Consider the following 20,208-nt stretch of genomic DNA (forward strand, 5'->3'; position numbering starts at 1 on the left):
ACGGCGACGAAGCAAACCAGGAGCAGCAGGGCTGAACCGTTCGCCTTAGCCCCCTGGATTGCTTCGCTACGCTCGCAATGACGACACAGGCGCAAACGCGCGAAGCGTTCAGCGCCTATCACCCCGCGATGACGCCCTTCCTGAGCAGGAAGCAGCCATAGGGGCGGGCATCGCCGACCTGCACGACGCCGAAAGCCTTGCGGGCCGCCTCGTAGAAGGCGAAGCGCTCGATGCCGGGCAACGGCGTCGGTGCCGCTGCCGCCTGCGCCACCACGGCTTCGACCTCCTTCTGCACCGCCGGCACGGCCGCAGCATCGCCGACGACGAGCATGCGGCGGATCGGATCGGGCTCGAAATCGTCGATCGGCAGCACAGTGAGGACGGCGCGCACGACCTCCGCCATGGCGAGGCCCGGCAGGCGGACGATGCGTCCCGAGGTGGTCGCCCGCGCGATCGTCTCGGCCGGATGGTTGGCGTCGACCACCGCGAGATCGTCGCCATGGCCCATCGCTGCGAGCAGCCAGAGCAGGTCGGGACCGAGGATCGGGTCGATGGTCTTCAGCATGCCGGCACCGGGGCGTGATCGGGGATGAGCTTTTCGGCCTTGAGATCCACCCAGAGAGCGTTCGGCACGGGGCGAGCCACGAGGTCGAGATTGCGCGCGACCTCGTCCGGCGTCACGGCGCCGAGCACGACGGTCGCGACCGCGGGATGGGCGGCGGCAAAGGCGAGTGCCGCTTGCGGCAATGCCACGCCATGGGCGGCGCAGACCGCCTCGATCCGCGCGACCCTGGCGAGGATCTCGGGCGGGGCGGGCTTGTAGTTGTAATAGGCGCCTTCGCGGGCGCCGGTCGCGAGGATGCCGGAATTGAAGACGCCGGCCAGCATCACCGCGATGTTCTTTTCCAGCGCCAATGGCAGGAAGCCGTCGAGCGCGCCCTGCTCCAGCAGCGAATAACGCCCAGCCAGCATTATCACGTCGAAATCGCCGGCGCGGGCGAAGCGCTCGCACATCTCGGCTTCGTTCACCCCGACGCCGATCGCCTTCACCGCGCCGGAGGCCCGTAAGCGATCCAAGGCGCGGTAGGCGCCGTCCATGGCCTCGGCAAAGCGCTGCTCCATTCGCTCGCCATGAGTCCAGACGTCGACATCATGGATCAGCAGGATATCGACATGATCGGTGCCGAGCCTGAGCAGGGACTGGTCCAACGAACGCATTGCGCCGTCATAGGAATAGTCGATCACCGCCGGATGCGGCAGGCCGCCGCGATAGCCGGAACGGTCCGTCTTCGCCTCGCCCGGCTTCATCCAGCGACCCACCTTGGTCGAGAGGATCACGCTCTCGCGCGGAACGCTTCGCAAGGCCGCGCCGATGCGGTGCTCGGAAAGGCCATGGCCGTAGAGCGGCGAGGTATCGACCAGATTGATGCCGGCCTTGAGCGCGGCGACCACCGTCGCCTGCGCCACCCCTTCGTCGAGATGCTGGTAGAGATCGCCGAGCGGCGCGCCGCCGAAGCCGATCAGGCTGGGCTTCATGCCGGCGATCGGCCGGCCCATTGTCGTTGCGCCCAAATCCGTATGACTCCCCAAAGCCCCGCGATGTCCGGCATGCCCGCATAGCGAAGGCGATTCCGCTTTCGCGCCGATGCATGTCCGTCGGGCGGCGCAGCAAACCATGTCCGTAGCGGAAATCAATCGCCCGTCCAGCGGGACTCTGCTAGGCGTCGAGCCTCGAACCGACCGACCTGGCACCACGGCGAGCTGACGATGACCGAGACCCTTTCCGCCCTGCAGCACGCGCTTTCCACTGGCCGCACGACCTCCGAGGCCCTGACGGAAGCCGCTCTCGCCCGCGGCGGCACGGGCGAAGGTCCGCGCGTGTTCACCCGTCTCTATGGCGAGCGGGCGCTGGCTGCGGCGCGCGCTTCCGATCTGATGCGCAAGGCCGGCTTCGCCCGTTCGGCACTCGAAGGGCTGCCGATCTCGATCAAGGATTTGTTCGACGTCGCCGGCGAGACGACCAAGGCCGGCAGCGTCGCATTGGACGATGCACCGGCTGCAACGGCGAATGCGCCGATCGCGGACCGGCTTCTGGCAGCGGGCGCCGTGCTGGTCGGCCGGACCAATATGACCGAATTCGCCTTCTCGGGGCTCGGCATCAACCCGCATTACGGCACGCCGCTCAATCCCTTCGACCGCGCCGGCGCGCGCATTCCCGGCGGCTCGTCCTCGGGTGCGGCGGTGTCCGTGACGGACGGCATGGCGGCCGCCGCCATCGGCACCGACACGGGCGGCTCGGTGCGCATCCCCGCCGCGCTCTGCGGCATCGCCGGCTTCAAGCCGACGGCGCGCCGCGTGCCGCGCGAGGGTTGCGTGCCGCTCTCGACCAGCCTCGATTCGATCGGCCCGCTGGCGCCGAGCCTCGCCTGCTGCTCCTTGCTTGATGCCGTGCTGTCCGGCTCAGGCGAGAGCGTCCCGGCCCCGGCCGAACTCGCCGGACTGCGCCTTGCCGTGCCGACGACGCTGGCGCTCGACGGTCTGGACGACACCGTGGCAGCGGCCTTCCGCCGCGCACTCGACACGCTGTCGCGCGCCGGGGCGCATATCAGCGAGATCGCCGTGCCGGAATTCGCCACGCTCGGCAGCCTTCAGGCCAAGGGCAGCTTTGCCGGTGCCGAGGCCTGGCACTGGCACCGTGCGCTGATCGCCAGGGCCGGCGACCGCTACGACCCACGCGTGCTGGGCCGTATCCAGCGCGGCGCCGAGATGGCGCTGGCGGATTATCTCGATCTGGTCGCGGCGCGCAAAGCCTGGATCGCCGCGGTCGAGCAGCGCCTCGCGGATTTCGATGCGCTGGTGATGCCGACCGTGCCGGTGATCGCGCCGCGCATCGCCGATCTCGCGGAGGAGGCCGCCTATGGCGCGACGAATCTGCTGATCCTGCGCAACCCGACGCTGATCAATTTCCTCGACGGCTGCGCGGCGAGCCTGCCCTGCCATCGCCAAAGCGAGGCGCCGGTGGGCTTAATGGTGGCCGGCGCCGGCGGGCAGGATCGCCGCATCCTCGCCATCGGGCAAGCGATCGAGGCGGCGCTCGCCCCCTCCCGCGCCGCCTGAGGCTTCGACCAGAAACGCCGGCCGGACCTTCTGGTCCGACCGGCGCATCGTGATACCCGAAGAACCGCCGTGCCTTATTCGGCCGGCAGCGGCAGCGGCGCGCCATCCTCGCTGGTGACGACCGCGCCGCTCAGCGCCGCGTGCAGGCGGTTCTGGTCGAGCTCGCCTTCCCAGCGCGCCACGACGATGGTCGCCACCGCGTTGCCGATGAAGTTGGTCACCGCGCGGCATTCCGACATGAAGCGGTCGATGCCGAGGATCAGCGCCATGCCGGCCACCGGGACGGCAGGGACGACCGAGAGCGTCGCGGCCAGCGTGATGAAGCCCGCGCCGGTGATGCCGGCCGCGCCTTTCGAGCTGAGCATCGCGACGAGCAGCAGCAGCACCTGGTCGCCGAGCGGCAGGTGGATGTCCATGGCCTGCGCGATGAACAAGGCCGCCAGCGTCATGTAGATGTTGGTGCCGTCGAGATTGAAGGAATAGCCGGTCGGAATGACGAGGCCGACGACGGAGCGCTTGCAGCCGGCCGCCTCCATCTTCTCCATCAGGCTCGGCAGTGCCGCCTCCGAGGAGCTGGTGCCGACGACGAGGAGGATCTCCTCCTTGATGTAGCGGATCAGGGCGAAGATCGAGAAGCCGTTGTAGCGGGCGACTGCGCCGAGCACGACGAGGATGAAGATCGCCGCCGTGAGGTAGAAGGTCAGGATCAGCATCGCGAGATTGGCGACGGAACCGATGCCGTAGCGGCCGATGGTGAAGGCCATCGCGCCGAAGGCGCCGATCGGGGCCGCCTTCATCAGGATCGCGACCAGCTTGAAGATCGGCGAGGTCAGCGCCTGCAGGAAATCGAGCACCGGCTTGCCGCGCTCGCCCACCATCGAGAGCGCAAGACCGAAGAGGACCGAGAAGAACAGCACCTGCAGGATGTCGCCCGAGGCGAAGGCGCCGACGATCGTATCCGGGATGATGTTCTGCAGGAAGCCGACGACGCTGGAATCATGCGCCTTGGCCGCATAGCTCTGAACGGCCTTGGCATCGAGGCTGGCGGGGCTGATGTGAAGCCCGGTTCCCGGCTGGATGAGGTTGCCGACGATCAGGCCGACGATCAGCGCCAGCGTCGAGAAGACGAGGAAGTAGATCATCGCCTTGCCGGCGACGCGCCCGACCTTCTGCATGTCGGTCATCCCGGCGATGCCGGTCGAAACCGTCAGGAAGATCACCGGCGCGATGATCATCTTCACCAGCTTGATGAAGGCATCGCCGAGCGGCTTCATCGAGGCGCCGGTTTCCGGCCAGAAATGGCCGAGCGCGATGCCGAGCGCGATCGCGACGAGCACCTGGACATAGAGCTGCTGGTAAAGCTTCTTCGGGCGCGCCGGCGCAGCCGTCGCGGGTTCAAAATGGGCAGCCATCGCTTCCTCCGGTGGGCTTTTGTTTGGCTTGATCTAAGCGAGCGGTTTTTCGCAAGCCGCGTGCCAGCCGGACAGAAATCAAAAAATATAACGATATCAGATACGTATATTCTTCTTCGCTTTTGCCACCGCGCCATCTATGCGAAAATCCGCACAATCTTTTGTTGCGTAATGCGGAAATCCGCTCATGATCGGGCATGGGCTTCATGCAGCGCACCCCACCGCAAGCAGGAACCGCCGCTTCACCGGGCGGCTGGAGCTGGCTGGCCTTCGGGCTCGCGGCGGCGATCCTGCTCGCCATCGGGCTGATCGCCGCCGGCGATCTCGGCCGAAGCCGCGCCATCGAGGCCGTGAATGCGCGCGCGGAGGACGGCACCACGCTGGCCATCGCGGTCCTGCGCGGCGAGCTGGAGAAGCAACGCGCCCTGCCGATGATCCTCGCCCGCGATCCCGATGTCCGCAGCGCGCTTTCGGGCAACAGCCGTCATGCGCTCGACCTCAAATTCGCGAGCATCGCGCGGGAGACGCGCACGGCCGTGATCTACCTGCTCGACGTGACCGGGCTGACCATCGCGGCGAGCAACTGGGACGAGCCGACGAGCTTCATCGGCAACGACTATGCCTTCCGCGACTATTATCTCGGCGCGATCCTGAAGGGGTCGGCCGAGCAGTTCGCGCTCGGCACGGTCAGCCAGCGCCCGGGCCTCTACATCACCAGCCGGATCAATGACGGCGACAGGCTGCTCGGCGTCATCGTGGCCAAGGTCGAATTCGACCGGGTCGAGGCCGATTGGCGGGCGCTCGGCGGCCAGATCTACGTCGCCGACGAGCGCGGCGTGGTGCTGCTCTCGACGGTCCCCGAATGGCGCTTCCATGTCGAGGCCCCGCTCGACGAGGACACACAGAAGGACATCCGCCGCTCGCTGCAATTCGGCGAGGCACCGCTCAAGCCGCTGCCGCTGGCGCCGGATGACGACCTCGTCCAGAGCACCGCCCCGACGCGCGGCCTCAACGTGATGACCCGTCGCGACGTGCCGACCACCAGTTGGCACATCGACATGCTGCTGCCGGTCGACCAGGCCATTCGCGCCGAGCAATCGCGCTTGCAGACGCTCGTCGCGCTCGTCCTGCTGCTCGGGCTGCTGCTGGCCGCGTTCCTGCTGCGCCGCCGCCAGCAGGCGGCGATGCGGATGCTGGCGGCGGCACAGGCGAAAGCGGAGCTCGAACGGCGCGTCGCGGAACGCACGGCGGAACTCGCGGGCAGCAACCGCAAGCTCGTGGAGGAGATGGCCGAGCGCGCCCGCGCCCAGGAGCGGCTCGCGGATACGCGCGAGGAACTCGCCAAGGCGAACCGGCTGGCGACGCTCGGCCAGGTCACGGCCGGCGTCGCCCATGAGATCAATCAGCCGCTCGCGGCCTTGCGCACCTATGCCGAGAACGCCCGCGCCTTTGTCGCCGGGCGCGACGAGAGCGCCGCGACAGGCGCGCTCGGCAAGGTCATCGGACTGACCGAACGGATCGGCACCATCACAGAGACCCTGCGCGGCTTCGCCCGGCGTGGCAACGGCAGGCTCGAACCGGTCCTGCTGAGCGAGGCGGTCGCAGGTGCGCTGATGATCCTCGATGCGCCCCTGCGGCAGGCCGGCATCGCGCCGCAGGTCGATGCGAGCCCGCCAGGGTTGCGGGTGCTCGCCCGGCATGTCGAGCTGGAGCAGGTGCTGGTCAACCTGCTGCGCAATGCCGTCGAGGCCGTCGAGAGCGCCGACCCTCGACCAGCACCGCCGTTGCTCTCGCTCGGCATCCGCGACGCGGGCGAGGAGGTTGCGATCACCGTCGCCGATCGCGGCCCCGGCCTCGACGAAGCGGCGCTTGCGGCGCTGTTCACCCCGTTCCGCAGCTCGAAGCCGCGCGGCCTCGGCCTCGGCCTCGTCATCTCGCACGACATCGTCACCGCCTTCGGCGGCACGCTGACGGCGTCGTCGCGACCGGGGGACGGCTGCGTCTTCACCATCACCCTCCGGAAAGCCTCGTCCGGCTCCAACCCATGACCCCAGCTTCGATGACACGCGCGCCCGATCTCGCCGGCCTCGACATCGCCTTCGTCGACGACGACGAGGATCTGCGCGAGGCCAATGTGCAAGCCCTGCAGATCGCCGGCTTCAAGGCCGCCGCCTTCGCCTCGGCGGGCGCGCTGCTGGCCGAGATCGGGCCCGGCTTCGCCGGCGCGGTCGTCAGCGACGTCCGCATGCCCGGCATGGACGGCATCGAGCTGTTCCGCCGCCTCAAGGCCCTCGACGCCGATATCCCGGTCGTGCTGATTTCCGGCCATGCCGACATCGCCATGGCCGTCGCCGCGATGAACGAGGGCGCCTATGATTTCATCGCCAAGCCCTATGCCGGCGAGCGGCTGAGCGAGACCTTGCGGCGTGCCGTCGAGAAACGGGCACTGGTCCTCGAAAATCGCAGGCTGCGCGCGCTGACGGCATCGGCCGAGAAGGACGAGGGGCTGATCGGCGAGACGCCGGCGATCTCGCGGCTGCGCCAGACCATCCACGACCTCGCCGATGTCGAGGTCGACGTGCTCGTGCTGGGCGAAACCGGCACCGGCAAGGAGGTCGTCGCCAATCTGCTGCACCGGCTCGGCCGGCGCCGCGACAAGCCGTTCGTCGCGCTGAACTGCGGCGCCCTGCCCGACAGCGTCATCGAAGGCGAACTCTTCGGCTACGAGCCCGGCGCCTTCACCGGCGCGCAGAAGAAGCGCATCGGCCGGATCGAGCATGCCAGCGGCGGCACGCTCTTCCTCGACGAATTGGAGAGCATGCCGACGAGCGCACAGGTCAAGCTCCTGCGCGTGCTGGAGATGCGCGAGATCACGCCGCTCGGCTCCAACGACACGCGCAAGGTCGATCTCAGGGTGGTGGCCGCCACCAAGGTCGATCTCGGCGACCCCGCCCAGCGCGGCGATTTCCGCGAGGATCTCTATTACCGGCTGAACATCGTCACGCTGCGTCTTCCGCCGCTGCGCGAGCGGCGCCGCGACATCCCGCTGCTCTTCGCGCATTTCCTCGGCCGCGCCGCGCGCAAATACGGGCGGGAGGTTCCCCGGCTCGACCGCTCGGTCGAGCGCCACCTCGTCGAGAACGACTGGCCGGGCAATGTCCGCGAACTCGTGCATTTCGCCGAGCGCGTCGCGCTCGGCCTTGCCGGCGACCTGCCGATCACGGCGGCGCGCGAGGATGCGGGCGCGCTCAGCCTGCCCGAACGCCTCAACGCCATCGAGGCGAACCTGATCCGCGAGGCGCTCGAGGCCCATCGCGGCGATGTCAGGGCGACGCTGGAAGCGCTGGGGATTCCGCGCAAGACCTTCTACGACAAGCTCGCGCGCTACGGCATCACCCGCGCCGCCTATGAGAGCGAATGACGGACGGACGCAACGGCTTCAGATAGCACAACGCTGTCGTTTACTGTCATTCCCGGAGAATTTCCTCCCACCTTTAGAACGACTGTTCCCGACCCTTTTCTTTCAATAAGCTGTGAACAAGGCGGCCCGGGGAATTCCGCCCACGGAGCTTCCGATGCAACGGGGCCATAACCTCGCCTGACAGAGGCGGGGAAGGGTTGAGGAGAGTTTCACATGAAGAAATTGCTGTTGGCGACGCTGTCGGCGTCCGCCCTCATGGCGGCGCAGCCGCTCATGGCCAAGACGCTGGTCTATTGCTCGGAAGGAAGTCCCGAGAATTTCGCGCCGAGCGTCAACACGACCGGCACCTCCTTCGACGCCGGCACGCAGATCTACGACACGATCGTCCAGTTCGAGCGCGGCGGCACCAAGGTGCAGCCGGCGCTTGCCGAGACATGGGACATCTCGGCCGATGGCCTGACCTACACCTTCCACCTGCGCAAGGGCGTGAAGTGGCAGTCCAACAAGGGCTTCAAGCCGACCCGCGATTTCAATGCCGACGACGTGATGTTCATGATCGAGCGGCAGTGGAAAGAGGACAACCCGTTCTTCAAGGTCACCAGCTCGAACCACTCCTACTTCAACGACATGGGCATGCCGAAGCTGCTCAAATCGGTCGAGAAGGTCGACGACTACACCGTCAAGGTGACGCTGAACCAGCCTGAGGCGCCCTTCCTCGCCGACCTCGCCATGCAATATGCCGGCGTGCAGTCGAAGGAATATGCCGATGCCATGCTCAAGGCCGGCACGCCCGAGAAGCTCGACCAGGACCCGCTCGGCACCGGGCCGTTCTATCTGGTCCAGTACCAGAAGGACGCGATCATCCGCTACAAGGCGTTCCCGGAATACTGGGGCGGCAAGGCCAAGATCGACGACCTGATCTTCGCGATCACGCCGGATGCGTCGGTGCGCTGGGCCAAGCTCCAGAAGGGCGAATGCCATGTCATGCCCTATCCGAACCCGGCCGATCTCGAGGCGATGAAGAAGGACGCCAATGTCCAGATCCTCGAGCAGCCCGGCCTGAACATCGGCTATCTCGCCTACAACACCACCAAGAAGCCGTTCGACAACGTCAAGGTGCGCCACGCCGTCAACAAGGCGATCAACAAGAAGGCGATCATCGACGCGGTCTATCTCTCCAGCGGCATCCCGGCGATCAACCCGATCCCGCCCTCGATGTGGTCCTATAACGAGACCATCAAGGACGACCCCTACGATCCGGAGGCGGCCAAGAAGGAGCTCGCCGAGGCCGGCTACCCGAACGGGCTGGAGATCGACCTCTGGGCCATGCCGGTGCAGCGCCCCTACAACCCCAACGCCAAGCGCATCGCCGAATTGATGCAGGCGGACCTCGCCAAGGTCGGCGTCAAGGCCGAGATCAAGACCTATGAATGGGGCGAGTACCGCAAGCGCATGCAAGCGGGCGAGCACCAGACCGGCATGCTGGGCTGGACCGGCGACAATGGCGACCCGGACAACTTCCTGCACACGCTGCTCGGCTGCGACTCGGCCAAGACCAACGGCTCGAACGTCGCCAAATTCTGCTACCAGCCCTTCGAGGAGCTGGTGACGAAGGCGAAGACGGTCACCGACCAGGCCGAGCGCGAGAAGCTCTACCGGCAGGCGCAGGTGATCTTCAAGGAGCAGTCCCCCTGGTTCACCATCGCCCATGCGATCCAGCTCAAGCCGGTCCGCAAGGAAGTGAAGGACTTCAAGCTCTCGCCCTTCGGCCGCCACACCTTCTACGGCGTCGATATCGCGAACTGAGCTGGCGCAAGTCATGCATCAATGACGGATGCGGCCCGGCGGGCCGCATCCTTTTTCGGGCGGGAGACGACGGGGCGAGCGCCCTGCGCCAGATCCCGCCCTTTTCCATCGAGAGAAACCGCCATGGCCGTTCGCGCTTGTACAGCCGCCCTTACCCTCGGGCTCAGCGCCCTCCTGCTTCCCGCCGCCGCCCGCGCGCAGGCGCTGGTCGTCTGCACCGAGGCCAGCCCCGACTTCCTCAATCCGCAGTTCAGCAGCCAGAACACCGCCTACGACGTGGCGGCGCAAGTCTATGAGCGGCTGACGGCGACGGAGCGCGGCGGCTCGCAGATCATCCCCAGCCTCGCCGAATCCTGGACGATCTCGGATGACGCGCTGACCTACACCTTCAAGCTGCGCAAGGGCGTGAAGTGGCATGCGAACAAGGCCTTCACGCCGAGCCGCGACTTCAACGCCGACGACGTGGTGTTCTCCTTCGGCCGGATGCTCGACCCCGCCAATCCCTACAACAAGGTCAGCAACGGCAACTACCAGTTCTTCGACGAGATCGTGAAGCCAAGCCTCGCCTCAGTCGAGAAGGTCGACGACTACACCGTCAAGCTCACGCTGAAGAAGCCGAACTCGCCGCTGCTCAGCGCGCTCTCCGTCGAGCCCATGTCGATCCTTTCGGCCGAATATGCCGCCGCGATGAGCAAGGCCGGCACGCCCGAGCAGGTCGATTTCGCTCCGATCGGCACGGGCCCCTTCTCGCTGCTCTCCTATCAGAAGGACGCGACGATCCGCTTCAAGGCGGTGCCGGACCATTGGACCAAGGCCGCCGGCAACCGCGACCGCATGGCGCTGGTCAGCGACCTGATCTTCGTCATCACGCCGGACGCCGCCGTGCGCTTCGCCAAGGTCAGGTCCGGCGAATGCCAGATCGCGCGTTATCCCAATCCCGGCGATCTGCCGGCGATGAAGGCGGACCCCAACCTCACCATCGCGCAGGGCAGCATCGCCGACCAGAGCTTCCTCGCCTTCAACGAGCGCAAGAAGCCCTTCGACGACCGGCGTGTGCGCGAGGCGCTGGCCTATGCCACCAACATCCCGGCGATCATCGACGCGGTCTATCAGGGCACCGGCAAGGCGACCGCGGCGGCCGTGCCGCCGGCATTGTGGTCGCATGACGACGATCTGAAGCCGCGCGCCTACGATCCCGAAAAGGCCAAGGCGCTGCTCAAGGAGGCGGGCCTGCCGAACGGCTTCGAGACGACGCTCTGGGCCATCCCCGTCGTGCGCGCCTATATGCCGAACGGGCGCCGCGCCGCCGAGCTGATCCAGGCCGACTGGGCCAAGATCGGCGTCAAGGCGACGATCCAGACCTTCGAATGGGGCGAGTACCTCAAGCGCGGCCGGGCCGGCGAGCACGAGGTCGGCATGTTCGGCTACACCTGGGACTATCCCGACCCGAGCCAGATCCTGCTCACCGGCTGGACCTGCGAGGGCGTGAAGACCGGCGCCAACCGCGCCGGCTGGTGCAACCAGGAGGCTTCCGACGCCCTCGCCAAGGCGAGCACGATCACCGACCAGGGCGAGCGCGCCAAGCTCTACAAGCGCTTCCAGGAGTTGTTCCACCAGGACGTGGCCGGGCTGCTCTTCGCCAATGCGCAGGCCTTCACGCCGGTGCGCAAGGAGGTGAAGGATTACAAGATCCACTTCTTTGGCGGCCAACCTTTCTACGGTGTGTCGATCGCGAAATGAGGCGCCGCGCCGCTTGGCGGCGCCTGTCCTCACAGATCGTGCCGGCGCCGCATTCATTGCCGCGCCGGCACAAGACTCGATCATATTATTGCGTACGCACGGCCATATCTTCGCAAGTCTTGCATTCCGACCGCCGCGACGTACCGCGCGGTACTAAGAGTGCCCGCGATTCTTCAACAAGGCCGGCTTGATCTTTCGTCCAATCTGGTGTTTGCGCTGCGCCGGATTTCGAACTTGAATAAAACGACAAGACAAAACGCCGCGCACCGCGACCGTGCCGGCCGATAAGGCTGGAAGAACCATGCTCCGCTTCATCCTGACCCGGGTCAGCCTCGTGATACCGACCTTCATCGGGATCACTTTGCTCGCCTTCTTCCTTGTCCGGCTCGTCCCCGGCGACCCGATCGAGACCATGGCGGGCGAGCGCGGCATCGACCCGGCCCGCCATGCCCAGCTCGTCAAGGAATACGGCTTGGACAAGCCGCTGCTGACCCAGTACGGCGTCTATATCGAGCGCGTCGTCCAGGGCGATCTCGGCAAGTCGATCGTGACACGCGAGAACGTGCTCTCCGAATTCGGGCAGCTTTTCCCGGCCACCATCGAGCTCGCGCTCTGCGCCATCCTGATCGCGCTGCTCCTCGGGCTGCCGGCCGGCATCATCGCGGCGGTGAAGCGGAACTCGATCTTCGACCATGGCGTGATGGGTATCTCGCTCACCGGCTATTCGATGCCGATCTTCTGGTGGGGTCTGCTGCTGATCCTGCTGTTTTCGGTGCAACTCGGCATCACCCCGGTCTCCGGCCGGATCGCGGTGCAGTACTTCATCGAGCCGGTCACCGGTTTCCTCACCATCGACAGCCTGCTGGCCGGCGACACCGACGCCTTCTGGTCGGCGCTGTCGCATCTCGTCCTGCCGGCGATCGTGCTGGGCACCGTGCCGCTCGCCGTCATCGCCCGCATGACCCGCTCGGCGATGCTGGAGGTGCTCGGCGAGGATTATATCCGCACGGCCCGCGCCAAGGGCATGGCACCGATCCGCGTGGTCGCCCTGCATGCGCTGCGCAATGCGCTGATCCCGGTCGTCACCGTCATCGGCCTGCAGGTCGGCACGCTCTTCACCGGCGCGATCCTGACCGAGACGATCTTCTCCTGGCCCGGCGTCGGCAAATGGCTGATCGAGGCGATCAGCCGGCGCGACTATCCGGTCCTGCAAGGCGGAACCTTGCTTCTTGGAATGGTGGTGATGAGCGTCAACCTGCTGGTCGACCTGCTCTACGGCCTGATCAACCCGCGCATCAGGCACGCCAAATGACCCGCACTCCATTCGAGTCCCGCGCCCGCCGGAGCCGTCGCCCAAGGAATTTTCGCCCATGAGCGCCGAAACCCTCGAAGTCCCTGCCGTCGCTGCGCCAAGCGGCGCACCGCCGCATCCCGTCCGCGAGTTCTGGAGCTATTTCAGCGCCAACCGCGGCGCGGTCGCCGGGCTCGTCGTCATCGTGCTGGTGCTGCTCTGCGCGCTGTTCGCCCCGCTGATCGCCCCGCACAACCCGGACCTGACCAATAATACGGTCTTCCTGAAGCCGCCGTTCTGGCAAGAGGGCGGCTCGCTGTCCTACCCGCTCGGCACCGACGCAATCGGCCGCGACATCCTTTCGCGCCTCATCTTCGGGGCTCGGCTCTCGCTGGTCATCGGCATCGCCGTGGTGGCGCTCGCGATCGTCGTCGGCGTGGTGCTCGGCCTGATCGCCGGCTATTTCAAGGGCGTCGCCGACATCGTCATCATGCGCTTCATGGACATCCTGATGACGATGCCGAGCCTGCTGCTCGCCATCGTCATCGTCGCAATCCTCGGCCCCGGCCTGATGAACGCCATGCTCGCCGTCGCCATCGTCGTGCTGCCGCATTACGTCCGCATCACCCGCGCCGCCGTCATCACCGAGGCGAGCAAGGATTATGTCGTCGCCGCCAAGGTCAGCGGCGCGCAGACAGTCCGGCTGATGTTCTCCGAGATCCTGCCGAACTGCGCCGCCCCACTCATCGTGCAGGCAACGCTCGGCGTCTCCACCGCGATCCTCGATGCCGCCGCACTCGGCTTCCTGGGCTTAGGCGCCCAGCCCCCGACACCGGAATGGGGCACGATGCTCGCCGACGCGCGCGAATTCGTGCTGCGCGCCTGGTGGGTCGTCACCTTCCCGGGCCTTGCCATCCTCATCACCGTGCTCGCCTTCAACCTTCTCGGTGACGGCCTGCGCGATGCGCTCGACCCCAAGCTGAAGCGCTGATCCCATGCCCCTGCTCGAAATCGAAAACCTCAGCGTCGAATTCCCGACCTCCCAGGGAACGCTGCGCGCCGTCGACCGCATCGACCTGACCCTCGACGAAGGCGAGGTGCTCGGCGTCGTCGGCGAATCCGGCTCCGGCAAATCAGTCACCATGCTCGCGCTGATGGGCCTCGTCGGCTATCCCGGCCGCGTCCGCGCCGACAAGCTGCGCTTCGACGGCCAGGACCTGCTCACCATGTCCGCCCGCCAGCGCCGCCAGCTCACCGGCAAGGACGTGGCGATGATCTTCCAGGAGCCCACCACCAGCCTGAACCCCTGCTTCACCATCGGCTTCCAGCTCGCCGAGACGCTCCGGAAGCATGAGGGCATGGACGGCAAGGCGGCGAAGCACCGGGCGATCGAGCTTCTGGAACAGGTCGGAATTCCCGCCCCGGAAAGCCGCCTCAAGGCCTTTCCGCACCAGCTCTCGGGCGGCATGAACCAGCGCGTCATGATCGCCATGGCGATCGCCTGCAATCCGCGCCTGCTGATCGCCGACGAGCCGACGACGGCGCTCGACGTCACCATCCAGGCGCAGATCCTCGAATTGCTGATGTCGCTGCAGCGCGAGCGCGGCATGGCACTGGTGCTGATCACCCATAATATGGGCGTCGTCGCCGAGACGGCGCAGCGCATCATGGTGATGTATGCCGGGCAGATCATGGAGGAGCGCAAGGTCGACGCGCTGTTCGCCGATCCGCAGCATCCCTATTCCGCCGCCCTGCTCGCCGCCTTGCCGGAGCGCAGCGAGCATGCGAGCCGCCTCGCCACCATTCCCGGCATGGTGCCAGGCCTGAACGACCGGCCGAAAGGCTGCCTGTTCAGCCCGCGCTGCGCCTATGCGACCGACCACTCGCGCGCTGTCCAGCCGGAGCTCCGGAACTGGGCGGACGGGCGCGTGCGCTGCCACTATCCGCTCGGCGACCCGAACCGGGATGCGGAGCGCGCCCGCGACGACCGCTCGACGACGGAGGCGACGCGATGAGCAACCCCGTCATCGAAGCCCGCGAACTCACGCAGACCTACCCGGTCAAGCAAGGGTTCTTCCGTCCGCCGGCGCAGTTGCAGGCAGTGAACAAGGTGTCGTTCTCCGTCGAGGCCGGGCGCACGCTGGCCGTCGTCGGCGAATCCGGCTGCGGAAAATCGACGCTGGCCCGCATGGCGACGCTGATCGAGGCCCCGACCTCGGGCACGCTGATGCTGGACGGGCTCGACGCGGTGCACCCACCCGCGAGCGAGCGCAAGCGCCTGCGCCGCACCGTGCAGTTCGTCTTCCAGAACCCCTATGGCTCGCTCAACCCGCGCAAGAAGATCGGCACGATCCTGGAAGAGCCGCTCAAGATCAACACGGACCTCTCCAAGGCCGAGCGGACCGAGAAGGCGCGTGCGATCATGGCCAAGGTCGGGCTCAGGCCCGAGCACTACGCCCGCTATCCGCATATGTTCTCAGGCGGCCAGCGCCAGCGCATCGCGATCGCGCGCGCGCTGATCCTCTCGCCCAAGCTGGTGGTGGCGGACGAGCCGGTCTCGGCGCTCGATATCTCGATCCAGGCGCAGGTGCTGAACCTGCTCGCCGACCTGCAGGACGAGTTGAAGCTCGCCTATCTCTTCATCTCGCACGATCTCAGCGTCGTCCGGCACATCGCCCATGACGTGATGGTGATGTATCTCGGCAATGCCATCGAGCATGGCCCGAAGGAGCGCATCTACGCCCGGCCGCTGCATCCCTATACGCAGGCGCTGCTCGCCTCGACGCCACGCGTCGGCGGGGCCAAGCGCGAGCGCATCGTGCTGCGCGGCGAACTGCCCTCCCCGCTCAACCCGCCGAAAGGCTGCGTATTCTCGACGCGCTGCCCCTTCGTGACCGATCGCTGCCGGGCCGAGCGCCCGGAGAAGCGCGAGATCGACGGACGGCAGGTCGCCTGCCACTTCGCCGAGGATTTTTTGGCGAAAGCGGCGTAACTCCGCAGAACACTGTCATTCCGGGAGAGGCCGAAGGCCTGGGCCTGGAATGACGGCGGAGCAAAAGAACCCGCTCAAATCCCCTTGGTCACGCCACCGTCGATCCGGATGTTCTGACCGGTGATGTAGCCGGCATCGGGCGAGAGCAGGAAGGCGACGGTGCCGGCGATCTCGTCGGCGCTGCCATAACGCTGCATCGGCACGCTGGCGCGCCGCGCATCGGTTGCCGGCAGGCTGTCGATCCAGCCCGGCTGGACGTTGTTGATGCGGATGTTGTCGGCCGCGTATTTGTCCGCATAGATCTTGGTGAAGGTCGCAAGCCCCGCGCGGGCCATGGCCGAGGTGGGGAACATGTCGCTCGGCTCGAAGGCCCAGGCGGTCGAGATGTTGACGATCGCGCCGGATTTCTGCTGCTGCATCACCGGCGTGACCAGCCGGATCGGCCTGACCGCGCTGAGGAAATAGACGTCGAGGCCCTTTTGCCAATCCTCGTCGGTGAGATCGAGGATCGGCGCTCGCGGGCCATGGCCGGCGCTGTTGACCAGCGCGTCGATCCGGCCCCAGCGGTCGAGCGTGGCGTCGACCAGTCGCTTCACATCATCGTTGGACTGGTTCGAGCCGGTGACGCCGATGCCGCCCAGTTCAGCGGCCAGCGCCTCGCCCTTGCCCGAGGAGGACAGGATCGCGACGCGATAGCCGTCCTTCGCCAGCCGCCGCGCCGCGCTCGCGCCCATGCCGCTGCCGCCTGCGGTGACGATCGCTACCTTGTCCATGTCCTGCTCCCGCGCCTGATCGCTGCGAATAGGCGGCTATTCTTGGACGGTGCGTCCGCATAGCGCCACAGCAAAGCTGCATGAGCCGGTTCGCGAAGCCGCATGGCCGCGGCCGACGGACGTGGCGCAGCGGTCCAACACGATGAAACTCCGCGTCATCCCGGACAAGCCGCGAAGCGGCGTCGATCCGGGATCCATCGTAAGGCAGTGCGCTCTAAGATGGATCCCGGATCTCCGCTTCGCTGCGTCCGGAATGACGGAGTGTTTCCGATCGACCTCAGCGCGGGCCGACCGCCTCGCCGATCTGCCGGATGGCGATCCGGTCGACGAAGGGAGCGTCCGCCCCCTCCTGCTCGATCGCGATCTCGCCGCCGCGCACGCGGAAGCGGATGACCGTTCCGCCGGCGCCGCGCCAATCGACCGTCTCGCCGTCGTCCTCGTAGAGTTCGCCGGTCGCGCCCTCGACGAGACCGCAGACGAGCACCTCGCGCTGGTCGTCGATGCCCTCGGGATTGCCGAGCGGGATCAGCGCGCCGGCGCGCACGAAGACCGGCAGGCGACCGAGCGGAGCCGCCACGGTCGCGACCGCGCCGCCGGCAAAATGCTTGCCGTCATGCCAATCATACCAGCCGCCTTCGTGCTTCGGCAGATAGATGCTGCGCTCGCGCGCGCCCTCCTCCAGCACCGGCGCGACCAGCACGTCCGGGCCTAGCATGAAGGCGTCGTCGGCCTTCGCCGCTATAGCGTCCTTCGGGAAATCCCAGAGCAGCGGGCGGATCGCCGGGGTGCCGTCGCGGCTGGCGCGCCACATCAGCGTGTAGAGATAGGGCATCAGCCGGTAGCGCAGCGAGATCGCCTCACGCACCTGCGGCACCATTTCCGGATACATCCAGGGCAGGTTGACGACGCCGTCGTCGTTCCAGGAGTTCATCACCATGCGCGGCCAGAGCGAGCAGAACTCGTTGAAGCGCACGAAGAGCTCGGGGCCGGGAGTCGGGCCATGGAAGCCGCCGACATCATGGCCGATCGAGAACATGCCCGACAGGCTCATATTGAGCCCTTGCGTCAGGTTGTAGCGCAGCGTCTTCCAGGCGGTCTCGTTATCGCCCGACCAGGTCTGGGCGTAGCGCGAGATGCCGGCGCAGCCACCACGCGTCACCGAGTACTGGCGCTTGGCCGGCTGGCGCGCGACCTGAGCCTCATAGGAGAGCTTGGTCATCAGCAGCGGCTGGGCCGGACGCGCCAGCGCCTGGCGGAAGGGGCGGCCGTCGCCGTCGCAGACGGCATCCTCATCCCAGATTTCGTATTCGTTGTTGTCGTTCCAGACCGTGGTGAAGCCATAGTCGAGCAGCGCGGTCTCGATGCCGTCGCGCCACCAGGCCCGGCCCTTCGGGTTCGTGTAGTCGAGATGGAAGCCGAGCCCGTCCCAGAACTGGGCCACCGCCGGCTCGCCCGTCTTGCCGTCCTTGACCAGGAAGCCGCCGTCGAGCGTCTCCTTCAGGCGCGGATGGTCGTCGAGCAGGCAGGGCTTGAGATTGGCGACGGTGAAGATACCGGCGTCGTTCAGCCGCTGCATCGTCGCCTTCGGATCGGGGAACTTGTCGCGGTTCCAGTTGAAGGCGTAGCGGCGATGGCCGATCTGCGTGTAGCCCGAGCCGAAATGGAAGCTGTCGCAGGGGATGCGGTGCGTCTCCAGCTTGCCGACGAAGTCGCTGATGCGGGCATCGGCATCGGGCGCGTCGGCAATCGCCATGGAGGTGACGCCGAAGCCGAAGGACCAGAGCGGCGCAAAGGCCTGTCCGCCGGTCAGCCAGGAGAAACGGCGAACGACGTCGGGAACGGTCGGGCCGGCCATGACGTAATAGTCGAGATCGCCGTCATCGCCTTTCCAGGAGCGGAACAGGCCGTGATAATTGTCGAGCGTGCAGCCGAAATCGACGCTGCCGGTGGCAAGGTTGTCGTAGTACAGCCCGTGCGCGCCCGCCGGCCCATCGACGATGAAGAAGGGCAGCATCTTGTAAAGCGGGTCGGACAGTTCGGCGTCGAAGCCGCAAGGGTCGACCGCATCGATGGCGAAGCGGCGGCCGGTGCGATCGAGCGGACCGGCCTTGTCGCCGAGGCCGTAATGCCGCTCGGTGTAGTCGCGGGCCATGAAATGCGCGACCGCGCCGGTGCGCGGCGAGACCAGATAGGCCTGCGTTGTGCGGTCCTGCAGGAAGGGCTTGTCCTCGCCGGCCCGGCGCCAGGCGATGCCGAAGGGCGAGAGCGTGACCTCGGCGGCGAGACCGCCGGCCGACAGCGTGACCGTGCCGTTCTCTTCGCTGACGCTCGCCTTCGGGCAGGAGAAGCCCTCGAGGCTGTCGCGCAGACGGCCCTCATAGGCCGGCTCCAATCCGCCGGGCGCGATCGACCAGCCGCGGTCGAGGCGGTAGCCATCCTGCGGCTTCAGCGTCACCCGGCCGATATCGCCTTCGAGGATGCGCACAATGAGGGTGTGGCCGAGCCCGACATCGAACAGGGCAGCTTCGCCATCGCGGCCGAGATAACGGCCTTGCGTGAGGGCTTTCATGGAATCTCTCTCGGCAGTCTTAGGGTCGGATCGCCTGGCCGGCTTCGTCGAACAGGTGCAGCTTCTGCTGCGGGAAGGCGAGCGGGACCGAATGGCCCCGTTCATGCTCGCTCTGGCCATCAAGCTTGAGCGTGAGCTGGGGCAAGCCGGCGGCCGAGCCATAGAGATAGCTCTCACCGCCGAGACGCTCGACGAGCTCGATGGTCAGCGGCAGGCCCTGCCCTTCCGGCGCCAGTTCCAGATGCTCGGGCCGGATGCCCGCCGTCACGGGCGCGCCGGGGGCAAGGCCGCCGGTGGCGCAGGCAATCTCATGACCGCCCTCGCCCAGCGCGACCTTGCCCGCAGCCGTCACGCGGCCCGGCAGCAGGTTCATGCGCGGCGAGCCGATGAAGCCGGCGACGAAGAGGTTGTCGGGGCGGTTATAGAGTTCGAGCGGCGTGCCGATCTGCTCGATGCGACCAGCGCGCAGGACCACGATGCGATCGGCCAGCGTCATCGCCTCGACCTGATCATGGGTGACGTAGATCATCGTGCCGCCGATCTCGCCATGGAGCGCGGCGAGCTCCTTGCGGGTGGCAACACGCAACTCCGCGTCGAGATTCGAAAGCGGCTCGTCGAACAGGAAGATCTTCGGATCGCGCACGATGGCGCGGCCGATGGCGACGCGCTGGCGCTGGCCGCCCGAGAGCGCCCTGGGCTTGCGCTCGAGATAGTCCGTCAGCCGCAGCATCTCGGCCGCGCGCCTCACGCGCTTGTCGATCTCGTCGCGCTTGAACCCCATATTCTCCAGCGCGAAGGCCATGTTCGCGTAGACGCTCATATGCGGATAGAGCGCATAGGACTGGAACACCATCGCGAGCCCGCGCTCCGACGCCGGCAGATGCGTGACATCGGCCCCGTCGATGGCGATCGCGCCCCCGGTGATCTCCTCCAGCCCGGCGATCGAGCGCAGCAGCGTCGATTTTCCGCAGCCGGAGGGACCGACGAAGACGACGAACTCGCCATCCGCGACATCGAGATCGATGCCGTGGAGCACGGTCGTGGCGCCATAGGCCTTGCGGACCGCGGAGAGCTTCAGCCCGGCCAT

General features: G+C 66.9%; 15 protein-coding genes. 9 read left to right on the forward strand and 6 right to left on the reverse strand.

Annotated features, from left to right (window positions below):
• Positions 1-118: 118 nt before the first annotated feature.
• Both AB6806_RS14055 and AB6806_RS14060 read right to left on the reverse strand, forming a co-directional pair.
• Complete coding sequence (locus AB6806_RS14055) at positions 119-565, reverse strand: RbsD/FucU family protein (protein WP_133565805.1); 447 nt, start codon at positions 563-565, stop codon at positions 119-121.
• Positions 559-1,557: an aldo/keto reductase gene (locus AB6806_RS14060; protein WP_210245712.1), complete on the reverse strand. Its 999-nt coding sequence runs from the start codon at positions 1,555-1,557 to the stop codon at positions 559-561. The genes AB6806_RS14055 and AB6806_RS14060 overlap by 7 nt, the downstream gene beginning before the upstream one ends.
• Before the next feature lie 210 nt (positions 1,558-1,767).
• On the opposite strand from AB6806_RS14060, the gene AB6806_RS14065 reads away from it, so the two are divergent.
• Entirely contained in the window at positions 1,768-3,117 is a 1,350-nt protein-coding gene (locus tag AB6806_RS14065; protein WP_370954782.1) for an amidase, read from the forward strand.
• 74 nt (positions 3,118-3,191) lie between these two features.
• On the opposite strand, the gene AB6806_RS14070 is transcribed toward AB6806_RS14065, so the two are convergent.
• Entirely contained in the window at positions 3,192-4,529 is a 1,338-nt protein-coding gene (locus tag AB6806_RS14070) for a dicarboxylate/amino acid:cation symporter (RefSeq protein ID WP_142023318.1), read from the reverse strand.
• A 206-nt stretch (positions 4,530-4,735) separates the two neighbouring features.
• Here AB6806_RS14070 and AB6806_RS14075 point away from each other — a divergent pair, with 206 nt between their 5' ends.
• The 8 genes from AB6806_RS14075 to AB6806_RS14110 all read left to right on the forward strand — a co-directional run bounded on the left by AB6806_RS14075 (position 4,736) and on the right by AB6806_RS14110 (position 15,779).
• The gene (locus AB6806_RS14075; protein WP_370954783.1) at positions 4,736-6,577 is read left to right on the forward strand and encodes a sensor histidine kinase; all 1,842 of its coding nucleotides are present in this window, start codon (positions 4,736-4,738) and stop codon (positions 6,575-6,577) included.
• 11 nt (positions 6,578-6,588) lie between these two features.
• Positions 6,589-7,950 (forward strand): sigma-54-dependent transcriptional regulator, encoded by a 1,362-nt coding sequence (locus AB6806_RS14080; protein WP_370954784.1) that lies wholly within the window; start codon positions 6,589-6,591, stop codon positions 7,948-7,950.
• Between the two features lie 213 nt (positions 7,951-8,163).
• Positions 8,164-9,756: an ABC transporter substrate-binding protein gene (locus tag AB6806_RS14085; RefSeq protein WP_038367241.1), complete on the forward strand. Its 1,593-nt coding sequence runs from the start codon at positions 8,164-8,166 to the stop codon at positions 9,754-9,756.
• Between the two features lie 123 nt (positions 9,757-9,879).
• Entirely contained in the window at positions 9,880-11,496 is a 1,617-nt protein-coding gene (locus tag AB6806_RS14090) for an ABC transporter substrate-binding protein (protein ID WP_370954785.1), read from the forward strand.
• 301 nt (positions 11,497-11,797) lie between these two features.
• Positions 11,798-12,808 (forward strand): ABC transporter permease subunit, encoded by a 1,011-nt coding sequence (locus AB6806_RS14095; protein ID WP_038367236.1) that lies wholly within the window; start codon positions 11,798-11,800, stop codon positions 12,806-12,808.
• A 58-nt stretch (positions 12,809-12,866) separates the two neighbouring features.
• Complete coding sequence (locus AB6806_RS14100) at positions 12,867-13,778, forward strand: ABC transporter permease subunit (RefSeq protein ID WP_038367235.1); 912 nt, start codon at positions 12,867-12,869, stop codon at positions 13,776-13,778.
• Between the two features lie 4 nt (positions 13,779-13,782).
• Positions 13,783-14,802 carry an ABC transporter ATP-binding protein gene (locus tag AB6806_RS14105; protein ID WP_038367232.1) on the forward strand — a complete coding sequence of 340 codons (1,020 nt, stop codon included), beginning with the start codon at positions 13,783-13,785 and terminating at the stop codon, positions 14,800-14,802.
• A complete protein-coding gene (locus AB6806_RS14110; RefSeq protein WP_112762568.1) occupies positions 14,799-15,779 on the forward strand; it encodes a peptide ABC transporter ATP-binding protein in 981 nt (326 codons plus the stop codon). The genes AB6806_RS14105 and AB6806_RS14110 overlap by 4 nt, the downstream gene beginning before the upstream one ends.
• A gap of 74 nt (positions 15,780-15,853) precedes the next feature.
• Here the strand turns inward: AB6806_RS14110 and AB6806_RS14115 are convergent, their stop codons facing one another.
• From AB6806_RS14115 to AB6806_RS14125, 3 genes are all read right to left on the reverse strand, one after another.
• Positions 15,854-16,552 (reverse strand): SDR family oxidoreductase, encoded by a 699-nt coding sequence (locus tag AB6806_RS14115; protein ID WP_142023314.1) that lies wholly within the window; start codon positions 16,550-16,552, stop codon positions 15,854-15,856.
• A gap of 277 nt (positions 16,553-16,829) precedes the next feature.
• Complete coding sequence (locus AB6806_RS14120) at positions 16,830-19,121, reverse strand: glycoside hydrolase family 31 protein (RefSeq protein WP_370954786.1); 2,292 nt, start codon at positions 19,119-19,121, stop codon at positions 16,830-16,832.
• Between the two features lie 19 nt (positions 19,122-19,140).
• Positions 19,141-20,208 carry an ABC transporter ATP-binding protein gene (locus AB6806_RS14125; RefSeq protein ID WP_370954787.1) on the reverse strand — a complete coding sequence of 356 codons (1,068 nt, stop codon included), beginning with the start codon at positions 20,206-20,208 and terminating at the stop codon, positions 19,141-19,143.

It is taken from the genome of Allobosea sp. RCC_152_1, from assembly GCF_041360765.1.
In the GTDB taxonomy this organism is placed as follows: domain Bacteria; phylum Pseudomonadota; class Alphaproteobacteria; order Rhizobiales; family Beijerinckiaceae; genus Allobosea; species Allobosea spartocytisi.

Coding starts and splice junctions, on each gene's coding strand:
- AB6806_RS14110 (WP_112762568.1), top strand. CDS start 14,799: ATGAGCAACCCCGTCATCGAAGCCCGCGAACTCACGCAGACCTACCCG.
- AB6806_RS14085 (WP_038367241.1), top strand. CDS start 8,164: ATGAAGAAATTGCTGTTGGCGACGCTGTCGGCGTCCGCCCTCATGGCG.
- AB6806_RS14120 (WP_370954786.1), bottom strand. CDS start 19,121: ATGAAAGCCCTCACGCAAGGCCGTTATCTCGGCCGCGATGGCGAAGCT.
- AB6806_RS14095 (WP_038367236.1), top strand. CDS start 11,798: ATGCTCCGCTTCATCCTGACCCGGGTCAGCCTCGTGATACCGACCTTC.
- AB6806_RS14090 (WP_370954785.1), top strand. CDS start 9,880: ATGGCCGTTCGCGCTTGTACAGCCGCCCTTACCCTCGGGCTCAGCGCC.
- AB6806_RS14105 (WP_038367232.1), top strand. CDS start 13,783: ATGCCCCTGCTCGAAATCGAAAACCTCAGCGTCGAATTCCCGACCTCC.
- AB6806_RS14070 (WP_142023318.1), bottom strand. CDS start 4,529: ATGGCTGCCCATTTTGAACCCGCGACGGCTGCGCCGGCGCGCCCGAAG.
- AB6806_RS14080 (WP_370954784.1), top strand. CDS start 6,589: ATGACACGCGCGCCCGATCTCGCCGGCCTCGACATCGCCTTCGTCGAC.
- AB6806_RS14065 (WP_370954782.1), top strand. CDS start 1,768: ATGACCGAGACCCTTTCCGCCCTGCAGCACGCGCTTTCCACTGGCCGC.
- AB6806_RS14060 (WP_210245712.1), bottom strand. CDS start 1,557: ATGGGCCGGCCGATCGCCGGCATGAAGCCCAGCCTGATCGGCTTCGGC.
- AB6806_RS14115 (WP_142023314.1), bottom strand. CDS start 16,552: ATGGACAAGGTAGCGATCGTCACCGCAGGCGGCAGCGGCATGGGCGCG.
- AB6806_RS14125 (WP_370954787.1), bottom strand. CDS start 20,208: ATGGCCGGGCTGAAGCTCTCCGCGGTCCGCAAGGCCTATGGCGCCACG.
- AB6806_RS14075 (WP_370954783.1), top strand. CDS start 4,736: ATGCAGCGCACCCCACCGCAAGCAGGAACCGCCGCTTCACCGGGCGGC.
- AB6806_RS14055 (WP_133565805.1), bottom strand. CDS start 565: ATGCTGAAGACCATCGACCCGATCCTCGGTCCCGACCTGCTCTGGCTG.
- AB6806_RS14100 (WP_038367235.1), top strand. CDS start 12,867: ATGAGCGCCGAAACCCTCGAAGTCCCTGCCGTCGCTGCGCCAAGCGGC.